The 18,871-nt window shown below is 64.7% G+C and carries 14 protein-coding genes and 1 pseudogene; 10 read left to right on the top strand and 5 right to left on the bottom strand.

Features of this window, described 5'->3' with window-relative positions:
- The first annotated feature begins 44 nt into the window (after positions 1 to 44).
- From infB to pnp, 5 genes are all read left to right on the top strand, one after another.
- On the top strand, positions 45 to 2,702 hold the full coding sequence (infB, locus tag DFR31_RS03545; RefSeq protein ID WP_121441265.1) for a translation initiation factor IF-2: 2,658 nt from the start codon (positions 45 to 47) through the stop codon (positions 2,700 to 2,702).
- A 7-nt stretch (positions 2,703 to 2,709) separates the two neighbouring features.
- The gene (gene rbfA / locus DFR31_RS03540) at positions 2,710 to 3,096 is read left to right on the top strand and encodes a 30S ribosome-binding factor RbfA (RefSeq protein WP_121441264.1); all 387 of its coding nucleotides are present in this window, start codon (positions 2,710 to 2,712) and stop codon (positions 3,094 to 3,096) included.
- A gap of 11 nt (positions 3,097 to 3,107) precedes the next feature.
- Positions 3,108 to 4,031, top strand: coding sequence for a tRNA pseudouridine(55) synthase TruB (gene truB / locus DFR31_RS03535; RefSeq protein ID WP_121441263.1), 924 nt, complete (start codon positions 3,108 to 3,110; stop codon positions 4,029 to 4,031).
- 96 nt (positions 4,032 to 4,127) lie between these two features.
- Positions 4,128 to 4,397, top strand: coding sequence for a 30S ribosomal protein S15 (rpsO, locus tag DFR31_RS03530; RefSeq protein WP_121441262.1), 270 nt, complete (start codon positions 4,128 to 4,130; stop codon positions 4,395 to 4,397).
- A 96-nt stretch (positions 4,398 to 4,493) separates the two neighbouring features.
- A complete protein-coding gene (gene pnp / locus DFR31_RS03525; protein ID WP_121441261.1) occupies positions 4,494 to 6,590 on the top strand; it encodes a polyribonucleotide nucleotidyltransferase in 2,097 nt (698 codons plus the stop codon).
- A gap of 180 nt (positions 6,591 to 6,770) precedes the next feature.
- Here the strand turns inward: pnp and DFR31_RS03520 are convergent, their stop codons facing one another.
- Positions 6,771 to 8,054 (bottom strand): TRAP transporter large permease, encoded by a 1,284-nt coding sequence (locus DFR31_RS03520; protein WP_121441260.1) that lies wholly within the window; start codon positions 8,052 to 8,054, stop codon positions 6,771 to 6,773.
- A 66-nt stretch (positions 8,055 to 8,120) separates the two neighbouring features.
- The gene (locus tag DFR31_RS03515; protein WP_121441259.1) at positions 8,121 to 8,948 is read right to left on the bottom strand and encodes a TRAP transporter small permease; all 828 of its coding nucleotides are present in this window, start codon (positions 8,946 to 8,948) and stop codon (positions 8,121 to 8,123) included.
- Between the two features lie 258 nt (positions 8,949 to 9,206).
- Here DFR31_RS03515 and dctP point away from each other — a divergent pair, with 258 nt between their 5' ends.
- Positions 9,207 to 10,268, top strand: a complete 1,062-nt coding sequence (gene dctP / locus DFR31_RS03510; protein WP_121441258.1) for a TRAP transporter substrate-binding protein DctP — start codon at positions 9,207 to 9,209, stop codon at positions 10,266 to 10,268.
- 179 nt (positions 10,269 to 10,447) lie between these two features.
- Positions 10,448 to 11,032 (top strand): thioredoxin family protein, encoded by a 585-nt coding sequence (locus DFR31_RS03505; protein WP_121441257.1) that lies wholly within the window; start codon positions 10,448 to 10,450, stop codon positions 11,030 to 11,032.
- A 22-nt stretch (positions 11,033 to 11,054) separates the two neighbouring features.
- Here DFR31_RS03505 and DFR31_RS03500 read toward each other — a convergent pair whose 3' ends face one another.
- The gene (locus tag DFR31_RS03500; RefSeq protein ID WP_121441256.1) at positions 11,055 to 11,849 is read right to left on the bottom strand and encodes a cytochrome C assembly family protein; all 795 of its coding nucleotides are present in this window, start codon (positions 11,847 to 11,849) and stop codon (positions 11,055 to 11,057) included.
- A gap of 179 nt (positions 11,850 to 12,028) precedes the next feature.
- Here DFR31_RS03500 and ffh point away from each other — a divergent pair, with 179 nt between their 5' ends.
- The 3 genes and pseudogenes from ffh to DFR31_RS03485 form a co-directional block, all read left to right on the top strand.
- Complete coding sequence (ffh, locus tag DFR31_RS03495) at positions 12,029 to 13,408, top strand: signal recognition particle protein (RefSeq protein ID WP_121441255.1); 1,380 nt, start codon at positions 12,029 to 12,031, stop codon at positions 13,406 to 13,408.
- 162 nt (positions 13,409 to 13,570) lie between these two features.
- Positions 13,571 to 15,196: a methyl-accepting chemotaxis protein gene (locus DFR31_RS03490; protein WP_121441254.1), complete on the top strand. Its 1,626-nt coding sequence runs from the start codon at positions 13,571 to 13,573 to the stop codon at positions 15,194 to 15,196.
- Between the two features lie 103 nt (positions 15,197 to 15,299).
- A pseudogene (locus DFR31_RS03485) lies at positions 15,300 to 16,592 on the top strand (SLC13 family permease); the annotation flags it as partial.
- Positions 16,593 to 16,978: 386 nt separating this feature from the next.
- On the opposite strand, the gene DFR31_RS03480 reads toward DFR31_RS03485, so the two are convergent.
- Positions 16,979 to 17,593 carry a glutathione S-transferase N-terminal domain-containing protein gene (locus tag DFR31_RS03480; RefSeq protein WP_121441252.1) on the bottom strand — a complete coding sequence of 205 codons (615 nt, stop codon included), beginning with the start codon at positions 17,591 to 17,593 and terminating at the stop codon, positions 16,979 to 16,981.
- Positions 17,594 to 17,595: 2 nt separating this feature from the next.
- Complete coding sequence (locus DFR31_RS03475; protein WP_121441251.1) at positions 17,596 to 18,798, bottom strand: YbfB/YjiJ family MFS transporter; 1,203 nt, start codon at positions 18,796 to 18,798, stop codon at positions 17,596 to 17,598.
- Positions 18,799 to 18,871 lie beyond the last annotated feature (73 nt).

Genomic DNA, 18,871 nt, shown 5'->3' with positions numbered 1-18,871 from the left:
GGCCACCGATTACGGCAACAGGGCATGCGGGAGAGAGAGTAGAGATGGCTGAAAACAAGGTAAGTGAGTTCGCGGAAACGGTCGGCATCCCGGTGGAGCGCCTGGTGTCCCAACTGGAGGCGGCGGGCATCAGTGGGCGTGGGCCGGAGGATCCCCTTTCCGACCAGGACAAGGCCACGCTGCTCGATCACCTGCGCAAGGGCCGTGACGGTGGTGAGCAGGACGACGACCAGTCGCCCAGCAAGATCACCCTGCGGCGCAAGAAGGTCAGCACCCTGAAAATGCCGGCCAGCAGTTCTGGTAGTGGCAGCGCCCGCGGCCCGCGGCAGACGCGGACGGTCAACGTGGAAGTGCGCAAAAAGCGCACCTACGTGAAACGCAGCGTTGTCGAGGCCGAGGAGTCCAAGCACGACGTCGAGCGCCTGGAGCGGGCCCTGATCGAGGACCGCAAGCGTGCCGAGGAGCGCGCCCGGCGGGAGGCCGAGGAGGCCGAGGCACGGCGTCGCGAGGAAGAGGAAGCCGCCCGCAAGCAGGCCGAGGAAGAGGCTGCAGCCGCGCAGAAGGCGCAGGCGACCGAGCAGGCGACCACCGCCGAGCAAGCCGAGCCTGAGCCGGAGGCCGCGGAGCCCCAGCCAGATCCGGAGGCGGCCCGCCTGGCCAAAGAAAAGGAAGAGGCGCGCAAGCGCGAGGAAGAGAAAGAGCGTCGGCGTCTGGAGCAGGAGGCCCGCCGGGAGCGTGAGGCGGAGGAACGCGCCGCCCGCAAGACCGGTGCCACCGCCCCCGGCGGCAAGGGCAAGCAGAAGAAGGGGCGCGACAGCCTGTCTGTCGGTGCCGGCAAATCCGGCCGTCGGGCCGGCAAGAAGGTCGGCCGGCGCGGGAGCGCTGTGGGCGGCGAGGCCGCGAAGCAGCTCCAGCACGGCTTTGCCAAGCCGACCCAGCCGGTGGTGCGCGAGGTCGAAATCCCCGAGAGCATCACCGTCGGTGACCTGGCGCAGAAGATGAGCGTCAAGGCCGCCGTGCTCATCAAGGAGATGATGAAGCAGGGCGTGATGGCCACCATCAACCAGGCACTGGACCAGGAGACCGCGGTTCTGCTGGTCGAGGAGATGGGGCACAAGCCGGTGATCGTCCGCGAGGATGCGCTCGAGGAAGAGGTACTGCAGGACACCTCCGAGGCCCAGGAGGGCGACAAGGTCTCGCGCCCGCCGGTGGTAACCGTGATGGGCCACGTCGATCACGGCAAGACCTCGCTGCTGGACAACATCCGCCGGGCCAAGGTGGCGGACGCCGAGGCGGGTGGTATCACCCAGCACATCGGTGCCTATCACGTGGAGACCGACCGGGGCATGGTCACCTTCCTGGATACCCCCGGTCACGAGGCCTTCACCGCCATGCGCGCCCGTGGTGCGCAGCTGACCGACATCGTGGTGCTGGTGGTGGCCGCTGACGACGGCGTCATGCCCCAGACCGAGGAAGCCGTGCGCCACGCCAAGGCCGCCGAAGTACCGCTGGTGGTGGCCGTGAACAAGATCGACAAGCCGGACGCCGATCCGGACCGGGTCAAGCAGGAGCTCTCGCAGCTTGAAGTCATCCCCGAGGAGTGGGGCGGTGACGTCCAGTTCGTGCACGTCTCCGCTAAGCAGGGCCAGGGGCTGGACGATCTGCTCGAATCCATCCTGCTGCAGTCCGAGCTCATGGAGCTGGAGGCGGTGGCCGACGGCAATGCCTCCGGCATCGTGCTCGAGTCCAGCCTGGACAAGGGCCGCGGCCCGGTGGCCACAGTGCTGGTCCAGAGTGGCCGCCTGAAGAAGGGCGACAGCCTGCTCTGCGGCACGGAATATGGCCGAGTCCGTGCCCTGATCGACGAGACGGGCATGCGCGTGGACGACGCGGGCCCCTCCATCCCGGTGGTGGTGCTGGGCCTGTCCGGCCTGCCGTCGGCGGGCGATGACATGGTCGTGGTTGCCGACGAGAAGAAGGCCCGCGAGGTGGCGGAGATGCGCAAGGGGCGCCAGCGTGACAAGCGCCTGGCGCAGCAACAGGCTGCCCGCATGGAAAACCTCTTCAGCCAGATGAAAGAGGACGAGGTCAACACCGTCAACCTGGTGGTCAAGGCCGACGTGCAGGGCAGCGCCGAGGCGCTGCAGCAATCGCTGGCCAACCTGTCCACCGACGATGTGCAGGTGAAGGTGGTCTCCACCGGCGTGGGCGCGATCAACGAGTCCGACGTCAACCTGGCGCTGGCTTCCAACGCCATCCTGATCGGCTTCAACGTCCGCGCCGACGCGGCCGCCCGCCGGCTCGTCCAGGAAAACGAGGTGGACCTGCACTACTACAGCGTCATCTACGACGCCATCGAGCAGGTCAAGAACGCCATCTCGGGCATGCTCGAGCCGGAGCTCGAAGAACGCATCATCGGTCTGGCCGAGGTCAAGGATGTCTTCCGGTCGTCCAAGCTTGGCGCGATCGCCGGGTCCCTGGTCACCGAGGGTGTGGTGCGGCGGCGTAACCCCATTCGCGTGCTGCGTGACAATGTGGTCATCTACGAGGGCGAGCTGGAATCGCTGCGCCGCCACAAGGATGACGTTACCGAGGTCAAGTCGGGCACCGAGTGCGGTATCGGCGTGAAGAACTACAATGACGTCCGCATCGGCGACCAGATCGAGTGTTACGAGCGCGTCGAGGTGCAGCGCCAGCTGTGAGGTAAAAATGCCCAGGGATTTCCCGAGAACACGCCGGGTCGGCGAGCAGATCCAACGCGAGCTGGCTGAGCTGATCCGTGACGAACTCCGCGACCCGCGGCTGGGGATGGTGACCGTGTCGGAGGTGGAGGTCAGCCGTGACCTCGCCCACGCCAAGGTCTTTGTCACCGCCCTGGGCGGCAGTGCCGAGGAGAACGCCGAGACGGTGGCCGTGCTCAGCAAGGCCTCCGGTTACCTCCGCAAGCTGCTCGGACAGCGCCTCCGGCTTCGTCAGGTACCGGCGCTACACTTCCACCACGATACGGCGTTTGACCGCGGTGACCGGCTCAGCCGGCTCATCGACGAGGCCGTGGAGGAAGACCGCCACCAAGACGACGACAAGCCGAAGGGCTGACGGGGCGCTGAATGGCACGCAAGCATCTCCGCCGTGTGAACGGCATCCTGCTGTTGGACAAGCCCGTGGGCCTGTCATCCAACCAGGCCCTGCAGCGCGCCAAGCGGCTGTTCAAGGCGCGCAAGGCCGGGCACACCGGCAGCCTGGACCCATTGGCGACCGGGCTGCTGCCCCTGTGCTTCGGTGAAGCCACCAAGGTTTCCGGCTTTCTGCTGGACGCCGACAAGCACTACCTGGTGCGCTGTCGGCTTGGCGTGACCACCGATACCGGTGATGCCGAGGGCGAAGTGGTGGCCCGTGCCGAGGTCCCGGCGCTGGACGCCGCTGCGGTGGAGGCCGTTCTGGGGCGTTTCCGCGGCGATATTGAGCAGATTCCCCCGATGTACTCCGCCCTCAAGCACAAGGGCCAGCGGCTGTACAAGCTGGCTCGCGAGGGCAAGGAAGTGGTGCGGGAGCCGCGCCCGGTTCGCATTCATGCCCTGACGATGACCGCGCTCAGCGGTGATGAACTGTCACTGGACGTGCGCTGCTCGAAAGGTACCTACGTGCGCACGCTCGTCGAGGATATCGGGCAGGCGCTGGGCTGCGGTGCCCACGTGACGGCCCTTCGCCGGACCGGGCTCGGGCCTTTTGATGACCCCGCCATGCATACCCTGGAGTCGCTGGAAGCCCTCGCCGAGCAGGGTTTTGAAGCGTTGGACGGCTGCCTGGAGCCCATGGACAGCGCCCTGGTGCAGTGGCCGGCGCTGGAATTGGCGGACGATGTCGCATTCTTTTTGATGCAGGGGCAGCCGGTCTGGGTGCCCCGCATACCGGATGCCGCCTGGTTGCGGCTCTACACCCGGGAGGGTCGTTTCCTGGGCATGGGTTGCCCGGATGCCGAGGGTCGTGTCGCGCCAAAGCGCCTGTTGGCGACGGGCGGCGGCAACCGGTAACCGGATGTTGCTTGTTACCCCCGGCGGCCGGGGGCTAAAATACGCCGATTAACCATCAGGTCCATAAACTGTTTGAGTTTTTCAGGAGTCAGTTACATGTCGCTTTCCGCTGAGCACAAGGGCGAAATCGTCAAGAAGCACGCACGTTCCACCTCCGACACCGGTTCTCCCGAGGTGCAGGTGGCCCTGCTGACCGCCCGCATCCAGCACCTGAGCGGTCACTTCGCCGAGCACAAGCAGGATCACCACTCCCGTCAGGGGCTGCTCAAGCTCGTAAGCCAGCGCCGCAAGCTGCTGGACTACCTCAAGCGCAAGGATCGTCAGCGCTACCTCGATCTGATCGAGAACCTGGGTCTGCGTAAGTAAGCGCACCCGCCGCACGCCGGGTCGCCGTGCGTGCACCGGGTGTCCTGCAGGGGTAGGGCACCTCGTCAGTCATCTCAAGAGTAGCCGGATATTATCGTGAAATCAGTCAAGAAGAGCTTTCAGTACGGAAACCACACCGTCACTCTGGAAACCGGTGGCGTAGCGCGGCAGGCCGATGGGGCCGTGCTGGTCAACATGAGTGACACGGTGGTGCTCGTCACCGCTGTCGGTCGCAAGGAGGCGGACCCGAGCAAGGGCTTCTTCCCCCTGACGGTCAACTACCAGGAGCGGACCTACGCGGCGGGCAAGATCCCGGGAGGCTTCTTCAAGCGTGAGGGCCGCCCCTCCGAGAAGGAAACCCTCACCAGCCGGCTGATTGACCGGCCCATCCGGCCGCTGTTCCCGGAAGGTTTCTACAACGAGGTTCAGGTGGTGGCCACGGTGCTGTCCATGAACCCCGAGGTAGACGCTGACATTCCGGCCCTGATCGGTGCCTCCGCCGCCCTGTCCATCTCCGGTATCCCGTTCGACGGCCCCATCGGGGCGGCACGCGTGGGGTATCGGGACGGTGAGTACCTGCTCAACCCCACTTTCGAGGAGACCGCCGCCTCCGACCTGGACCTGGTGGTTGCGGGCACCGAGGACGCGGTGCTGATGGTGGAGTCGGAGGCCAACCAGCTCTCCGAGGAGACCATGCTGGGTGCCGTGCTCTATGGCCACGAGCAGATGCAGGCGGCCATCGAGGCGATCAAGGCGCTGGCGGCCGAGGCCGGCAAGCCGCGCTGGGATTGGCAGGCCGCGCCGGGCGATGCCACGCTGGAGACGGCAATCAAGGACCTGGTCGGCGACGAACTGGCATCGGCCTACCAGGTGCCCGAAAAGCAGGAGCGGCAGAACCGGATCGGGGAACTGCGCCAGAAGGCCATCGAGGGGCTGGGTGAGAACCGCGACGAAGAGGGCGGCTGGCCCGAGAAAGATGTCGGCGACGCCTTCAAGGCGTTGGAAAAGGACATCGTGCGCGGCCGAATCCTGGCCGGCGAGCCCCGTATCGACGGCCGCGACAACCGCACCGTGCGGACCATCGACGTGGAAGTGGGCGGCTTGCCTCGCACCCACGGGTCGGCGATCTTCACCCGCGGCGAAACCCAGGCGGTGGTAGTGACCACGCTGGGTACCGGTCGTGATGCGCAGATCATCGACGCTATTGAGGGTGAGCGAAAGGAGCAGTTCATGCTCCATTACAACTTCCCGCCCTACTGTGTCGGTGAGACCGGCTTCATGGGTACGCCCAAGCGCCGCGAGATCGGCCACGGCAAGCTTGCCAAGCGCGGCATCCAGGCCGTCATGCCCGCCCCGGATGACTGCCCCTACGTCATTCGGGTGGTCTCCGAGATCACCGAGTCCAATGGTTCGTCCTCAATGGCCTCCGTGTGCGGGACCTCGCTGTCGCTGATGGACGCCGGCGTGCCGGTGAAGGCGCCGGTGGCGGGTATCGCCATGGGCCTGATCAAGGAGGACGATCAGTTCGCTGTGCTCACCGATATCCTGGGCGACGAGGACCACCTCGGCGACATGGACTTCAAGGTTGCGGGCACCGAAACCGGCGTGACCGCCCTGCAGATGGATATCAAGATCCAGGGCATCACCCGCGAGATCATGACCCAGGCGCTGGAGCAGGCCCGTGAGGGTCGTCTGCACATCCTTGGCGAGATGAACAAGGTCATCAGCCAGCCCCGCCAGGAGATGTCCGAGTACGCGCCGCGCCTGCTGACCATCCGCATCGACCCGGAAAAGATCCGGGACGTGATCGGCAAGGGCGGCGCCACGATCCGGCAGCTCACCGAGGAGACCGGTACGACCATCGATATCTCCGATGATGGCAAGGTGACGGTCGCCTCCGCGGACAAGTCTGCCGCGGACGAGGCCCGTCGGCGTATCGAGCTGCTCACTGCCGATGTGGAGGTAGGCACGATTTACGAGGGCAAGGTGTCCAAGCTGATGGATTTCGGCGCCTTCGTGAACATCCTGCCAGGGCGTGACGGCCTGGTGCACATCTCGCAGATCTCCAACGAGCGCGTGGAACGGGTTGCCGATTACCTGAAGGAGGGCGATACCGTGCGCGTGAAGGTGCTGGAGGTGGACCGTCAGGGCCGCATTCGTCTGAGCATGAAGGCGGTGCAGGAAGGCGAATAAGCGCTCCACGCAGCGTCTCGCTGTCCGTAAAGGAAACCCCGGGTGGAGCAGGTGCTCCCCCGGGGTTTTTTACGTATGAAGAAAGGTTTTGGTAGTACCTGTGGGGCTCGGTCGTTGCTCGGCTGCCCGGCAGGATTGAGGGGCCGGGTCGGGGGGCCGCCCCCCCGACCCGGCTCCGGCTCACCCGAAGGCCAGCTGCGGCAGGAACAGGGAGATCTGCGGGAAGGCGATCAGCACCGCCGTGCTCATCAACAGGATGAAGATGAACGGCGGTGTCCCCTTAATCGTGTCCCAATAGGGTCGCCGGAATATCGCGATGGCCGTGAAGATGTCGCAGCCGAACGGCGGCGTGGCGGAGCCGATGGCCGCCTGCAGGGTCACGATCACGCCGACGTGTACCGGGTCCAGCCCGGTAGCGTCCACCAGCGGGGTGAAGATCGGCGTGAGTACGAGGATGACCACGATCGGGTCCACGAACATGCAGCCAATGAAGTAGGCCAGGGCGATGACGATAAGCGCCAGTTCCGGATTGCCCGCTAGTGTTTCGATCAATGGTCCGATGAGCTCCCGCGGGATCCGGGCGGCGGAAATCACGTAGGAAAAGACCTGGCCCGAGGCTACGAGAACGAAGACCACGGCGGTGATCAGCCCCGTGGACAAGGCGATGGGCCAGATCTCCTTGATGTGCAGGGAACGGAAGATCACCACTTCCAGCAGGAAGGCGTAGGCCACGGAGACTGCCGCTGCCTCGGTGGGGGAGAAAAAGCCGGCGTAGATGCCACCGACCACGATCACCGGGAAGCCCATGGGCAGCAGGGCGCCGCGCAACGCCTTCAGCCGGAGGCCCCACGGCGTCTTGTCCTCCACGGGGATCGCCTTCATGCGGGAATAGATGTAGGTGTAGACGCAGAAGAAGAGTAGGATGAGCAGGCCGGGCAGAATGCCGGCGATGAACAGCTCCCGCACCGAGGTGCGGGAGACCACACCGTAGACGATCATGCCGATGCTCGGCGGGATCAGCAGTGCGATGTCACTGGCGTTGATGATCAGCGCCGTGGTGAAGCTGTCCTTGTAGCCGGCCTTGATCAGCTTCGGTCGCAGTGGGCCACCGATGGCCACCACCGTGGCCTGGGTGGAGCCCGAGACCGCGCCGAACAAAGTGCAGCTGACAGCCGCAGTAACCGGCAGCCCGCCGCGCAGGTGGCCGAAGAAGCTCATCACCAGGTCGAGCAGCCGATTGGCGGTGCGGCCCTTGGTCATGATGTCCGCGGCCAGGATGAACAGGGGCACGGCGGCAAGCACTGGCGAGGAGATCCCCGAGACCATCTGCGCGACGATCCGGTTGGTGCTGATGAAGTCCAGCTCGAAGAGCATCACGTAGATGGCCGCGGAGAGCAGCGGCACCATCAATGGGAAGCCGAGGAGCAGCAGCCCCACCATGATGCCGACCATGATCCAGATCATCAGCGATTCACTCCTTGGAGATTCTGCGAGTCACGCCGCTACTCCGGACGGCGCCCAGTGCATGCATCAGGGCGCATCCGGGTTGGCGTCCCCGTATTGTTCTTTCTGCGTGAACGAGCGGTAGATGCCTCGGCTCATCAGATTACGCAGGGCCGTCAGGAAGAACTGCAGGCCCCCCAGGGCCAGCCCCAGCGGTACCAATGCGTAGGGAATCCATTGCCTGAGCTGTGTCCGCCAACTCAGCGGGCCGGTACCGGGCTCGGCCAGCAGTTGCATGATGACCACCACCAGTACCCACCCCAGTGCCAAGCCGGCGGCCAATGCCGAGATCCAGACCCCGATATCAGCCCGTTTCAGTGCGCTGATCCAACTGGCCGGGCCGTGGTGGCCGCGGGCCCAGGTCAGCCAATAGCCCGCCCAGAGGGCCAGCAGCAGCGGCAGCAGGATGTGCATCTGCCAGGCGTAAATGGCCATGCCTGAAAAGGTGCGGTCCCGGCGGTGGAGGCTCGAGACGTAGTCGAAACCCAAATACGCGAGGTAGAAGAGCAGCACGGAGGTGCCGAGGCTCAGGAAGATAAGCATGCCCTTGCGCCAGATGCCCCAGAGCTGGTCGTACAGGGCGGTCATGGCGATATGCCGGCCCTGGCGGGCGGCGAAGCCAATCCCCATGAAGGTCACGATGACCAGCAGGATCACCGTGATGTCCTCGGTCCCCGGGATGCTGAAGCCGTGAAAGTTGCGGGTATACACGTTACTGATGGCCACCACGGCCATCAGCAGGACGCCGGCCCCCACCAGCAACCCCTCCACATGCTCCACGGCCTGATCAATCAGCCGCATCCCCTTTGCCAGTCGGCCTTCCGGGCCTTTGGCGGCATCAGGTTCAATGCTCATGCGCTATGACTGCCACCCTTATAGTGTGAAGTTGTTCTTATGCATCAGCATAAACTATAAAGTGCACTCCCGGTAAAGCCTAATCCACGGCGAGGGATTTCGCGATGTCCCTTTTCAAGGCTGACTGGCATGTTTCGCCCGACGGTGTGCTAGTGTTGTGAATGCACGCTTGGTTTTCCGGGCCCGCGCAATATGGCCCTGCATGGGGCATAGACCGGGCTCGGTGGGCGGTCAACGTAAGACAACAAGGAGACTCTGATGAAGAGAACGTCTTGGCTGATTTCCACGGCTGCTGTGACAGCTCTGGGTCTCTCGGCCTGCGGGGGGGATGCACCGGACACGGACGCCGACGGCGAGGCCGTTGCCGAGGTGCAGACCTGGCGCGTGGCGCTGGAAGAGATCGAGGGCAGTGTTCAGCACCGCTACGCTGAGCGCTTCGCCGAGCTGGTGGAAGAGCGGCTCGATAACGTCGAGTTCGTCATTTACAGCTATGGCGAACTGAGCCCGAGCTTCGACGAGATCTACAGCCAGTTGCAGGACGGGGCCGTGCAGTTCGGCTTCGGTTCCGGCTTCTTCGGCGGCGTGGTCCCCGAGAACGACGTCTTCAGCTTGAGCTTCGTGCTCACTGACGACGAATGGCTCAACACGCAGATTCTTAACGCCGAGGGTTTCCTGTGGAGCGATGACCTGCAGGAGGCCTATCGCGACCGCGACGTGCAGCTGCTCTCGCTGGTGCCGGAAGGCTGGCAGGTCTGGGCCGGCAACGAGGAAATCCGCAGCGTCGAGGATTTCGAGGGCGTGCGCATCCGCGTGATGGACAACCGCCTGCTGCGCGAGACCTACAGCGCGTACGGCGCTGACCCGACCTCCGTGGGCTACTCCGACATCTATGGCGCACTGGAAACCGGCGCGATCGACGCCAACATCCAGCCCGTCTTCGCCCACCAGGAGATGAGCTTCTACGAAGTCCAGGACTACATGATCTTCGGCCGCCACAAGCCGTTCATCGCGGCCTGGATGGCCAACCGGGACTTCTGGGACAGCCTCTCTGACGAGGAGCGGGAGGCAATCCGGGAGGCGAACGAGGAACTGGTGGAATACATCCATGAAGCGCAGGTGGAGCTGAACGAGCGCCGCATGGACCAGATCCTCGAGGCGCGCCCCGAGGTGGAGATCATCGACATCGATGAGGACACCCGCGAGGCCTTCCGCGAGGCCAGCATGCCGGTCCGCGATACCTACGTGGACATGGCGGGCGAGCGCGGTGGCCGCATCCTTGAGCGGCTGCTCGAGGAGGTCGAGGCCCAGCAGGAGGACTAAGCGCCTCCTCGCAACGGTTCCGCGCCCTGCGGGGCGGAACCCAGCGGGTTGAAAAGGCCTGCCGGCACCCGGCGGGCCTTTTCTATTTCCGGTGGCGGGCGGTACGTTGTGGGACAACACCCGGCCGGTCATGGCGGGGCCTGGATACCTGTGGTTGACCTCGGAAGGAGGGGATAGACATGGTCAAGACGGAATCGACAATGACGCCGTTAGGCACGCGGGCACCGGAGTTTCGGTTGCCCTCTACAGAAGGGGGCGAGATTGCCCTGGAGGCGGTGCGCGGCGAGCGTGGCCTGGTGGTGGCTTTCATCTGTAACCACTGCCCGTTCGTCAAGCATATCCGCGGTGCCCTGGCTGAGTTCGCTCGGGATTACGCGGCGCACGGCATCAACATGGTGGCCATCAGTGCCAATGATGTGGAGGCCTATCCCCAGGATAACCTCGAGGCCATGGTGAAGGAGAAGCAGGTGGCGGGGTACGAGTTTCCCTACTTGCTGGACGAGACCCAGGCGGTGGCCAAGGCCTACGGGGCGGCCTGCACCCCGGATTTTTTCCTGTTCGATGCCGACCTGAAGCTGGTTTACCGCGGGCGTTTTGACGCGGCCACGCCGGGCAACGATGAACCGGTGGACGGACGGGACCTGCGGGCGGCGGCGGATGCGCTGCTGCGGGGTGAGACGCTAGCCGCGGACGCACAGCGGCCGAGCCTTGGCTGTAACATCAAATGGAAGCCTGGGAACGAGCCGGCCTGGTTTCAGGGCTGAGCGGCGGCGGATCGGGATAGGGTCAGCCGAGCAGCAGTTCCAGCACGAACTTGCTGCCGAAGTAGGCCAGCGCCAGGGCGACAAACCCGCCCAGCGTCCAGCGCACTGCTGTTTGGCCGCGCCAGCCCATCCGCCAGCGGCCCACCAGCAGCGTGCCGAAGACTACCCAGGCCACAACGGACAGGGTGGTCTTGTGCACCAGGTGCTGGCCGAACAGGTCCTGGACGAACACCATGCCGGTGACCAGGCCGACGGTCAGCAGGACAAAGCCCAGCCAGAGCATGCCGAACAGCTGCTTTTCCATGGTGTGCAGGGCGGGGAGTTGGCGCACGAAACCGCCCATCTGGCGGTGGCGCAGGCGGTAATCCAGCACGGCGAGGATCACCGCCTGTATGGCCCCGAGGCCCAGGGTGCTGTAGGCCAACATGGAGCTGATGATGTGGGCGTCCACCCCAGGCTCGCGGGGCACCGGCGTGCCGCAGTCCGCGGTACAGGCCAGTAAAACGCCCAGGGCGGCCATGGGCAGCAGGATGATCCCCAGGTGGCAGACGGGCAGGCGGCTGGTGGCCACCAGCATCCCCGCCACCATGAATAGGCTGACCACCGCCCAGGCATTGAAAAAGCCCAGGTTGAGTCCGGCGTCGGTCCATACCGCCGACCAAGCGACGATCGCATGGAGCAGTGCACCGCCAGCGGCAAGCCACAGGGGCAGGTTTCGGCGCAAGGCATCCGTCTTGCCGCGTACCAACCCCTGGAGCAGCAGACCACCGGCCACGAGGTAAAGCGCCGCTGCCAGGATGGCGATGAAAAACAGCATGGTCAGGTGAAAACTCTCCGGGCAACCCCCGGGAAGCAGGGGGATTTGGACGGTGAATCTGCGCTGATCATCGCATACAAGGCCAGACACGGGAAGTCAGCGGCGGCTGGTGACGATATACTGTGGCCAAACTCCGGGTAGGCCCGGTGCCTGCCCCCGGTAAACGGGACGAGATACCTATGTTCGACAACCTCAGTGGACGCCTGTCAGAAGCCATGAACCGCCTGCGCGGCAAGGGGCGGCTGACCGAGGACAACATCAAGGACACGCTGCGCGAAGTGCGCATGGCCCTGCTTGAGGCCGACGTCGCGCTGCCGGTGGTGCGCGAGTTTATTGCCCAGGTCCGCGAGCGGGCCATGGGCGCCGAGGTAATGAAGAGCCTTACCCCCGGCCAGGCGCTGATCAAGATCGTCAAGGACGAGCTGGTCCAGGTGATGGGCGAGGAGAATGACGCCCTGGACCTGGCCGCCAAGCCACCGGCGGTGGTCCTGTTGGCCGGCCTGCAGGGCTCGGGTAAAACCACCAGCACCGCCAAGCTGGCCCGCTACCTGGTGGAGCGCGAGAAGAAAAAGGTTCTGGTCGTAAGCTGTGACATCTACCGGCCCGCCGCCATCGAGCAGCTGCGCACCCTCGCCGGCGAGGTGGGCGTGGAGTGGTTCCCCAGCGAGGCAAAGCAGGACCCGGAGAAGATCGCCAAGGCCGCGCTGGACCACGCCCGCAAGCAATTCTTTGATGTGCTGCTGGTGGACACGGCCGGGCGCCTGCACATCGACCAGGACCTGATGGACGAGGTCCAGCGGCTGCACAAGGCGCTCGACCCGGTGGAAACGCTGTTCGTGGTGGACAGCATGACCGGTCAGGACGCGGCGAACACGGCCCGGGCCTTCCACGACGCCCTGCCGCTCACTGGCGTGGTGCTGACCAAGACCGATGGTGATGCCCGCGGCGGTGCGGCGCTTTCCATCCGTCATATCACCGGCAAGCCGATCAAGTTCCTGGGCGTGGGTGAGAAGACCTCCGCCCTGGAGCCCTTCCACCCGGAGCGGGTCGCCTCCCGGATCCTCGGCATGGGCGACGTGCTCTCGCTGGTCGAGGAGGTGGAGCGCAAGGTTGATCGCAGCGAGGCGGAGAAGCTCAGCAAAAAGCTCAAGAAGGGCAAGGGATTCGACCTGGAGGACTTCAAGTCCCAGATGGAGCAGGTCAACAAGCTCGGCGGCATCGGTGGGCTGATGGACAAGATGCCCGGGATGGGCAACATGTCCGAGCAGATCAAGGGCAAGATGGACGACAAGCAGGTCCGCCGCCTGGTCGCCATCATCAACTCCATGACCCCCGATGAGCGTCGCCGCCCGGAGGTCATCAACGGCTCGCGCAAGCGCCGCATCGCCCAGGGCTCCGGCACCCAGGTGCAGGAGGTCAACCGTCTGCTCAAGCAATTCAAGCAGATGCAGAAGATGATGAAGCAGATGAAGAAAAAGGGCGGCATGCAGAAGATGATGCGCCAGCTTGGCGGAGGCGGCGGCGGTGGGCAGCTGCCACCGGGCATGGGGGGCTTCTAGAGGGGGGCCTTTGCCGCACCCGCTCAAGTTCCCTCGTAAGTAGTCGATGTTATGGTACACGGCGCGTGGGGTTTCCCTGCCGGTCCGCGGGGCTGGCCGTAGGAAGGCCGCGGGCCCATTACAAAGCCATAACAAGCGAAGACCTTACGGGGCAGGTGCTGCATGAATCTCGTCAAACGGTTCAACAACTGGCCGATCTGGGTGCGACTGCTGCTGGCCATCTGGCTGATGCTGGTGGTCGCCTGGAGCACGTTGATCGCGTGGTCGGTCTACGAGCAGCGGAACACCGCCCTGAATCAGGCGGTCACGTTCAGCGAGACCATGAACGAGATGACCATGGCCGGGCTCACCACGCTGATGATCCTCTGGGAAATGGACGAGCGCGATGAGTTCCTGGACCAGATCCTGGCCCTGCACAACATGGAGGACCTGCGTGTCCTGCGGAGCGAGGCCGTCAGCCGGCAGTTCGGCGAGGGGCTCGATATCAGTCAGCCGGCCAATGATATCGAGGCGCAGGTGCTGGAGACCGGTGAGTCGCATTTCGAGGTGGAAGAGGGCGGTGATTACCTCTACGCCGTGATCCCCAACCGCAACGTGCAGGACTACCTCGGCAAGAACTGCATGGCGTGCCACGCCATGGCCGACGAGGGCGAGGTGCTCGGCGCGGTCAGCATGCGCATCGGGCTGCACGAGGTGAACGAGGCGGTGTTCCGTTTTGGCACCATGGTCTTCGGGCTGGCGGTGCTCCTGAGCGTGCCGCTGCTTGGCGTGGTCTACCTGTTCATCAAGCGCTTTGTCTCGGCGCCGCTTGGCGACATGACCGATCGGCTGGAGGACATTGCCAGCGGCGACGGCGATCTGACGCGGCGGTTGCCGGAACGCGGGGAGGATGAAATCGGCCGGGCGTCGAACGCTTTCAACCACACCATGGACAAGTTCCACGACCTGGTGAGCCGCGTGGTGACCTCTGCCAGCCGGCTGACCGATGCGGCAGACCGTGTCTCCACCGTGACGGTGCAGACGAACAAGGGCGTACAGGCGCAACGCGAGCAGATCGAGCAGGTCGCCACCGCCATGAACGAGATGACTGCCACGGCCCAGGAGGTGGCGCGTAACGCCCAGGATGCGGCCCACGCTACCCGTTCCGGTGCCGATGCCTCCGATCGCGGGCGGGACGTGGTGGAGCGGACCATTGGCAGCATCGACCGGCTGGCCGAGGAGGTCCAGAAGGCCTCCGAGGTAATCCGCAAGCTGGCGGCCGACAGTGAGCGCATCGGGGAGGTCTCGGAGCTGATTCGCGAGATCGCGGAGCAGACCAACCTGCTGGCCCTTAACGCCGCCATCGAGGCCGCCCGTGCCGGCGATGCCGGCCGCGGCTTCGCCGTGGTGGCCGACGAGGTGCGCTCGCTGGCCAGCCGCACCCACGAGTCCACGCAGAGCATCCAGGAGATGATCAGTGGCCTGCAGGAAGAGACTCAATCCGCCGTGCAGGTCATGGAGTCGGGCTATCAGCAAACCCAACAGACCGTGGCGCAGGCCGGCGAGGCCGGTGAGTCGCTCCAGGAGATCGCCTCCTCGGTGCAGACCATCAGCAGCTCCAACGAGCAGATCGCCAGCGCCGCGGAGCAGCAGAGTGCTGTGGCCGAGGAGATCAACCGCAACATCACCAGCATTACCGACGGTGCCGAGCAGACCGCGGCCGGTTCGCGGGAGACCGCCAGCGCCGGCGATGAACTGGCCAAGTTGGCCCGTGAGCTGAAGCAACTGGTCGGGCAGTTCAAGGTCTGACAGTCGCGTGAGCCCACCGTCCGCCAGCCAGCAGCCCGAACGCCCGGCCCACCATTGGCGCCGGGTGTTCGGGTTTCTGTCCGGGCCGGCCATTTTCGCCGTGATGCTTTGGATCGGGCCACCCGGTGAGCTGTCGGTCGAGGCCTGGCGGGTAGCCGCATTGACCCTGCTGATGGCTACCTGGTGGGTGAGTGAGGCCCTGCCCCTGCCGGTCACGGCCATGCTCCCCATGGTGATGCTGCCCATGCTCGGGGTCAGCAGCGTGGAGAGCGCGGCGGCCCCCTATGCCAATCCCCTGGTATTCCTCTTTCTCGGTGGCTTTCTGCTGGCGCTGGCGATTCAGCGCTGGAACCTGCACCGGCGCATTGCCATCACCATCCTGAGCGTTTCCGGGCGCCGGCCGGATCTGCTGATCGGCGGTTTTATGGCCGCCACGGCAGGCCTGAGCATGTGGGTCAGCAATACCGCCACCGCTGCGATGATGCTGCCCATCGGGCTTTCGGTCATCGCGCTGCTGGAGGACCAGAGCGGCAAGATTGAGCGTGACTTCATCCTCGGGCTGCTGATCGGTATCGCATTTGCTGCGAATATCGGCGGTATGGGGACCCTGATCGGAACACCGCCCAACGCCTTGTTGGCCGGGTTCCTTTCCGAACGCCAGGGGCTTGAGATCGGTTTTGCCCAGTGGATGATCCTCGGCGTGCCGTTGGCGCTGACCCTACTGGCCGGTACCTGGTGGTTGTTGACCCACAAGGTCTACCAGGTCCGCCGCCAGTCCATGCAGGGTGTTTCCGAGTTGATCGAATCCCAGCGCAAGGCACTCGGGCGGATCAGTCGGGGGGAGCGCCGGGTGGCGATGATCTTCGCGCTTACGGCACTGGCCTGGGTGTGCCGGCCGCTGCTCCAGGCGGTCTGGCCGTGGGGGGAACTCAGCGACGCCGGCATCGCCCTGGCGGCGGGGGTCGCCCTCTTCCTGGTGCCGGTGGACTGGCGGCGACAACAGTTCCTGATGGAGTGGCAGGCCACCCGGGAGTTGCCCTGGGGGGTGTTGATCCTGGTCGGGGGTGGGCTCAGCCTCGGGGTGGCCATCGAGGACAGCGGGCTGTCCCACGCGATCGCCCTGACGTTGGTGGATCTGGCGGGCTGGCCGATCTGGTCGCTGATCGCGGTGATCGCGACCCTGACGCTGCTGCTGAGCCATGTCACCAGCAACACGGCGACGGCCGCCACGTTGCTGCCCCTGATGGTATCGTTGGCCCTGATGCTGGAGGTGGACCCGCTCCTGCTGGCCGTGCCGGTGGCCCTGGCCGCCTCCTGCGCCTTCATGCTTCCGGTGGCGACGCCACCGAACGCCATTATCTTCGGTAGCGAGCGGTTGCGGGTCACGGACATGGTCTATGCCGGGGCGTGGGTGACCCTGTTTGCGTTACCGGTCCTGGTGGTGGTGAGTACTATTGCGGTTGTCCCCCTCTTTTCGGGTGGGGGCTGATCGATGCAGATCACAAATCACGTTTTTGGAATGTCTCAAGGGTAGGCTTCGCTTGACCTAAGTCAATTCAACGGGCCGGCGATGGGAGTAGCTTACGTCCTCAGACAAGGATGTCTACCGTTGCACGGAGGCAACGGCCAATAACTTCAGCAGGATGCACCAAGAAGCGCAGCAGGGAAGCCCCGTCCGTGCTAGCGGAGGGCGCGGTCAGGAGAGCCGGAAGGCTATGTGCCCCACCTGGTGAAAGCCGGGTGGGGCTTTTTGTCTCCGGGTGGTTTTTGTTTTAAGGCGCGTTACTGAAAGCGAGTGGTACGGAAGCTTTCCCGGGCAATAACGGCCTCATGCCAGTCCGCGAGGGCCGGGTGACGGGGCTGCCAGTCGATTTCCGGCATGCGGAAGAGCAGGTAGTCCAGGGCCACGGCCACGGCGATATCGCCCAGGGTCACGGTGCCCCTGTTGTCCGGATTGTCCCCGCCCTCAATTACCTCATTGTCCAGTGCCGCCAATGTCCGTGCTATCGCCCGCGCCCGGCGTTGACCCAGAACGGAGTCATCGGCCGCCGCGCCCTGGTGTTTGCGCCCAATCACGGAATTGAACGCCGCCTCCATCAGGCCTTGGCCCAGACCGGCCCGGTGCAGTACCTCCGATTGTTGCGCCCCCGGCACCAGGTCGGGGCCTTGGCCAACGGCATCCAGGTGCATGGCAATCAACGGCGATTCGACCAACGCCGTGCCGTCATCGGTGGTCAGTGCCGGCACCCGACCCACCGGGTTCACCGCAAGCAGCGCCTCATCGTCACTCCATGGGTCGCACCAGATCAGTTCGACCCGGTCCGCCAGGCCCTTCTCCAGGGCTGCGATGCGGGCCACGCGGGCGTAAGGTGAGGTCGCGTTCAGGAAAAGCTGCATGGTTATTGCCTCCGGGCGGTTTCAGGTGTGATGGTGTAGATCGGAAAAGCGACCTTGCTGGTGAGGACGAGCAGGGTGGCGGCCATCAATACGAGGCTTCCCAGAAGGAACAGCGGCATATAATGCCCCTGTGCATCGTAATAGGCCGACATGCCCAAGCCAGCTGCCGCCTGCGCCGCGGCGAAGCTTGTAGTCGCGATGCCCCAGTATCGTCGATGCGCTTGAGGTCCCACGAGTTCAGAGAGGCGACCGGAGGTTAGCGTAACAATTCCGGGCACAAGTGCGCCGACGACGAATGATGAGATAGCCAAGCTGAATGGGCTGACCGATAACAGTGGGAGTGCGACAGCGACCCCCTTGGTGAGAAGAGCGAGTAGCAGAGAGGTAGCCCAACCCAGCCATTGGGCGGCAAGGCCAGCGACAAGCGGACCGAGAATCGCCCCCAATCCGAACAGAGCCCATTGCTGTGCCGCCAGGGTCTGGCCCAGCGCTGCCTCCCGGGCAATGAAATCAACCCAGAAGACGGTATGGGGCACGAATCCGATCGCATCCATGCTGTACGCGGCGATGACCAGCACAATGACCGCCATCGGTAAGCCGGTTTTGGGCCCAGTGGGAGAACCGGTTTCTTGAGCAAGGGGTGGTCGCTCCATATGGCGAAGACCCCATTGGCTTGCGAGCCCTGCGATCAGGCAAAGGGCGCCGAGATGCAGCCACGTCCACGCCAGGCTGACCTGCAAGAGCCAGGGGATCAGGGTCGCGGATAGCAGGGCCCCAACGCCTATCCCCGTGAAGATCAAGCCCGCCACCCGGGGACGCCGTTCAACGGGTGTGACCGAGAGCGCAAGCGATGGCCCCACCACCATGAGCACGCCTCCAGCAATGCCGGCAGCCAGGCGCCAGCCAAAGAACCAGGCGAAGGGCGCGGACTGGGCGCTACACAGAAAGCTGAGAATAGCCACCATGGCAGCCATCCAAATGACCTTATGTGCACCGGCCCGGGATGCCAGGTGATTCGCGGTGATTGCGCCAAGCAAGTACCCCAGCAAATTGGCTGCACCCAGGTAAGCCGCTTGAGCCGGCGGAAACCACTCGGCCTCTATGACAGCGGGTACTAGTGGGGTGTAGGCGAAGCGTGCCAAACCGACGCCGATCAATGTCGCCGCAAAGCCGACAGCCAGTGCCGGTAGGTCTTTCTGGAACATTCGCAATCAAGTGCTCCCTACCACGTCATGGACAGAGCGCAGGGTACGGCTGGTAGAGAATGCTTAAAAACGA

The organism is Alkalispirillum mobile, assembly GCF_003664325.1.
GTDB classification, from domain to species: domain Bacteria; phylum Pseudomonadota; class Gammaproteobacteria; order Nitrococcales; family Halorhodospiraceae; genus Alkalilimnicola; species Alkalilimnicola mobilis.
This window is presented reverse-complemented; position numbering and strand designations above follow the sequence as displayed.

Coding starts and splice junctions, on each gene's coding strand:
- infB (WP_121441265.1), top strand. CDS start 45: ATGGCTGAAAACAAGGTAAGTGAGTTCGCGGAAACGGTCGGCATCCCG.
- rbfA (WP_121441264.1), top strand. CDS start 2,710: ATGCCCAGGGATTTCCCGAGAACACGCCGGGTCGGCGAGCAGATCCAA.
- truB (WP_121441263.1), top strand. CDS start 3,108: ATGGCACGCAAGCATCTCCGCCGTGTGAACGGCATCCTGCTGTTGGAC.
- rpsO (WP_121441262.1), top strand. CDS start 4,128: ATGTCGCTTTCCGCTGAGCACAAGGGCGAAATCGTCAAGAAGCACGCA.
- DFR31_RS03520 (WP_121441260.1), bottom strand. CDS start 8,054: ATGATCTGGATCATGGTCGGCATCATGGTGGGGCTGCTGCTCCTCGGC.
- DFR31_RS03515 (WP_121441259.1), bottom strand. CDS start 8,948: ATGAGCATTGAACCTGATGCCGCCAAAGGCCCGGAAGGCCGACTGGCA.
- dctP (WP_121441258.1), top strand. CDS start 9,207: ATGAAGAGAACGTCTTGGCTGATTTCCACGGCTGCTGTGACAGCTCTG.
- DFR31_RS03505 (WP_121441257.1), top strand. CDS start 10,448: ATGGTCAAGACGGAATCGACAATGACGCCGTTAGGCACGCGGGCACCG.
- DFR31_RS03500 (WP_121441256.1), bottom strand. CDS start 11,849: ATGCTGTTTTTCATCGCCATCCTGGCAGCGGCGCTTTACCTCGTGGCC.
- ffh (WP_121441255.1), top strand. CDS start 12,029: ATGTTCGACAACCTCAGTGGACGCCTGTCAGAAGCCATGAACCGCCTG.
- DFR31_RS03490 (WP_121441254.1), top strand. CDS start 13,571: ATGAATCTCGTCAAACGGTTCAACAACTGGCCGATCTGGGTGCGACTG.
- DFR31_RS03480 (WP_121441252.1), bottom strand. CDS start 17,593: ATGCAGCTTTTCCTGAACGCGACCTCACCTTACGCCCGCGTGGCCCGC.
- DFR31_RS03475 (WP_121441251.1), bottom strand. CDS start 18,798: ATGTTCCAGAAAGACCTACCGGCACTGGCTGTCGGCTTTGCGGCGACA.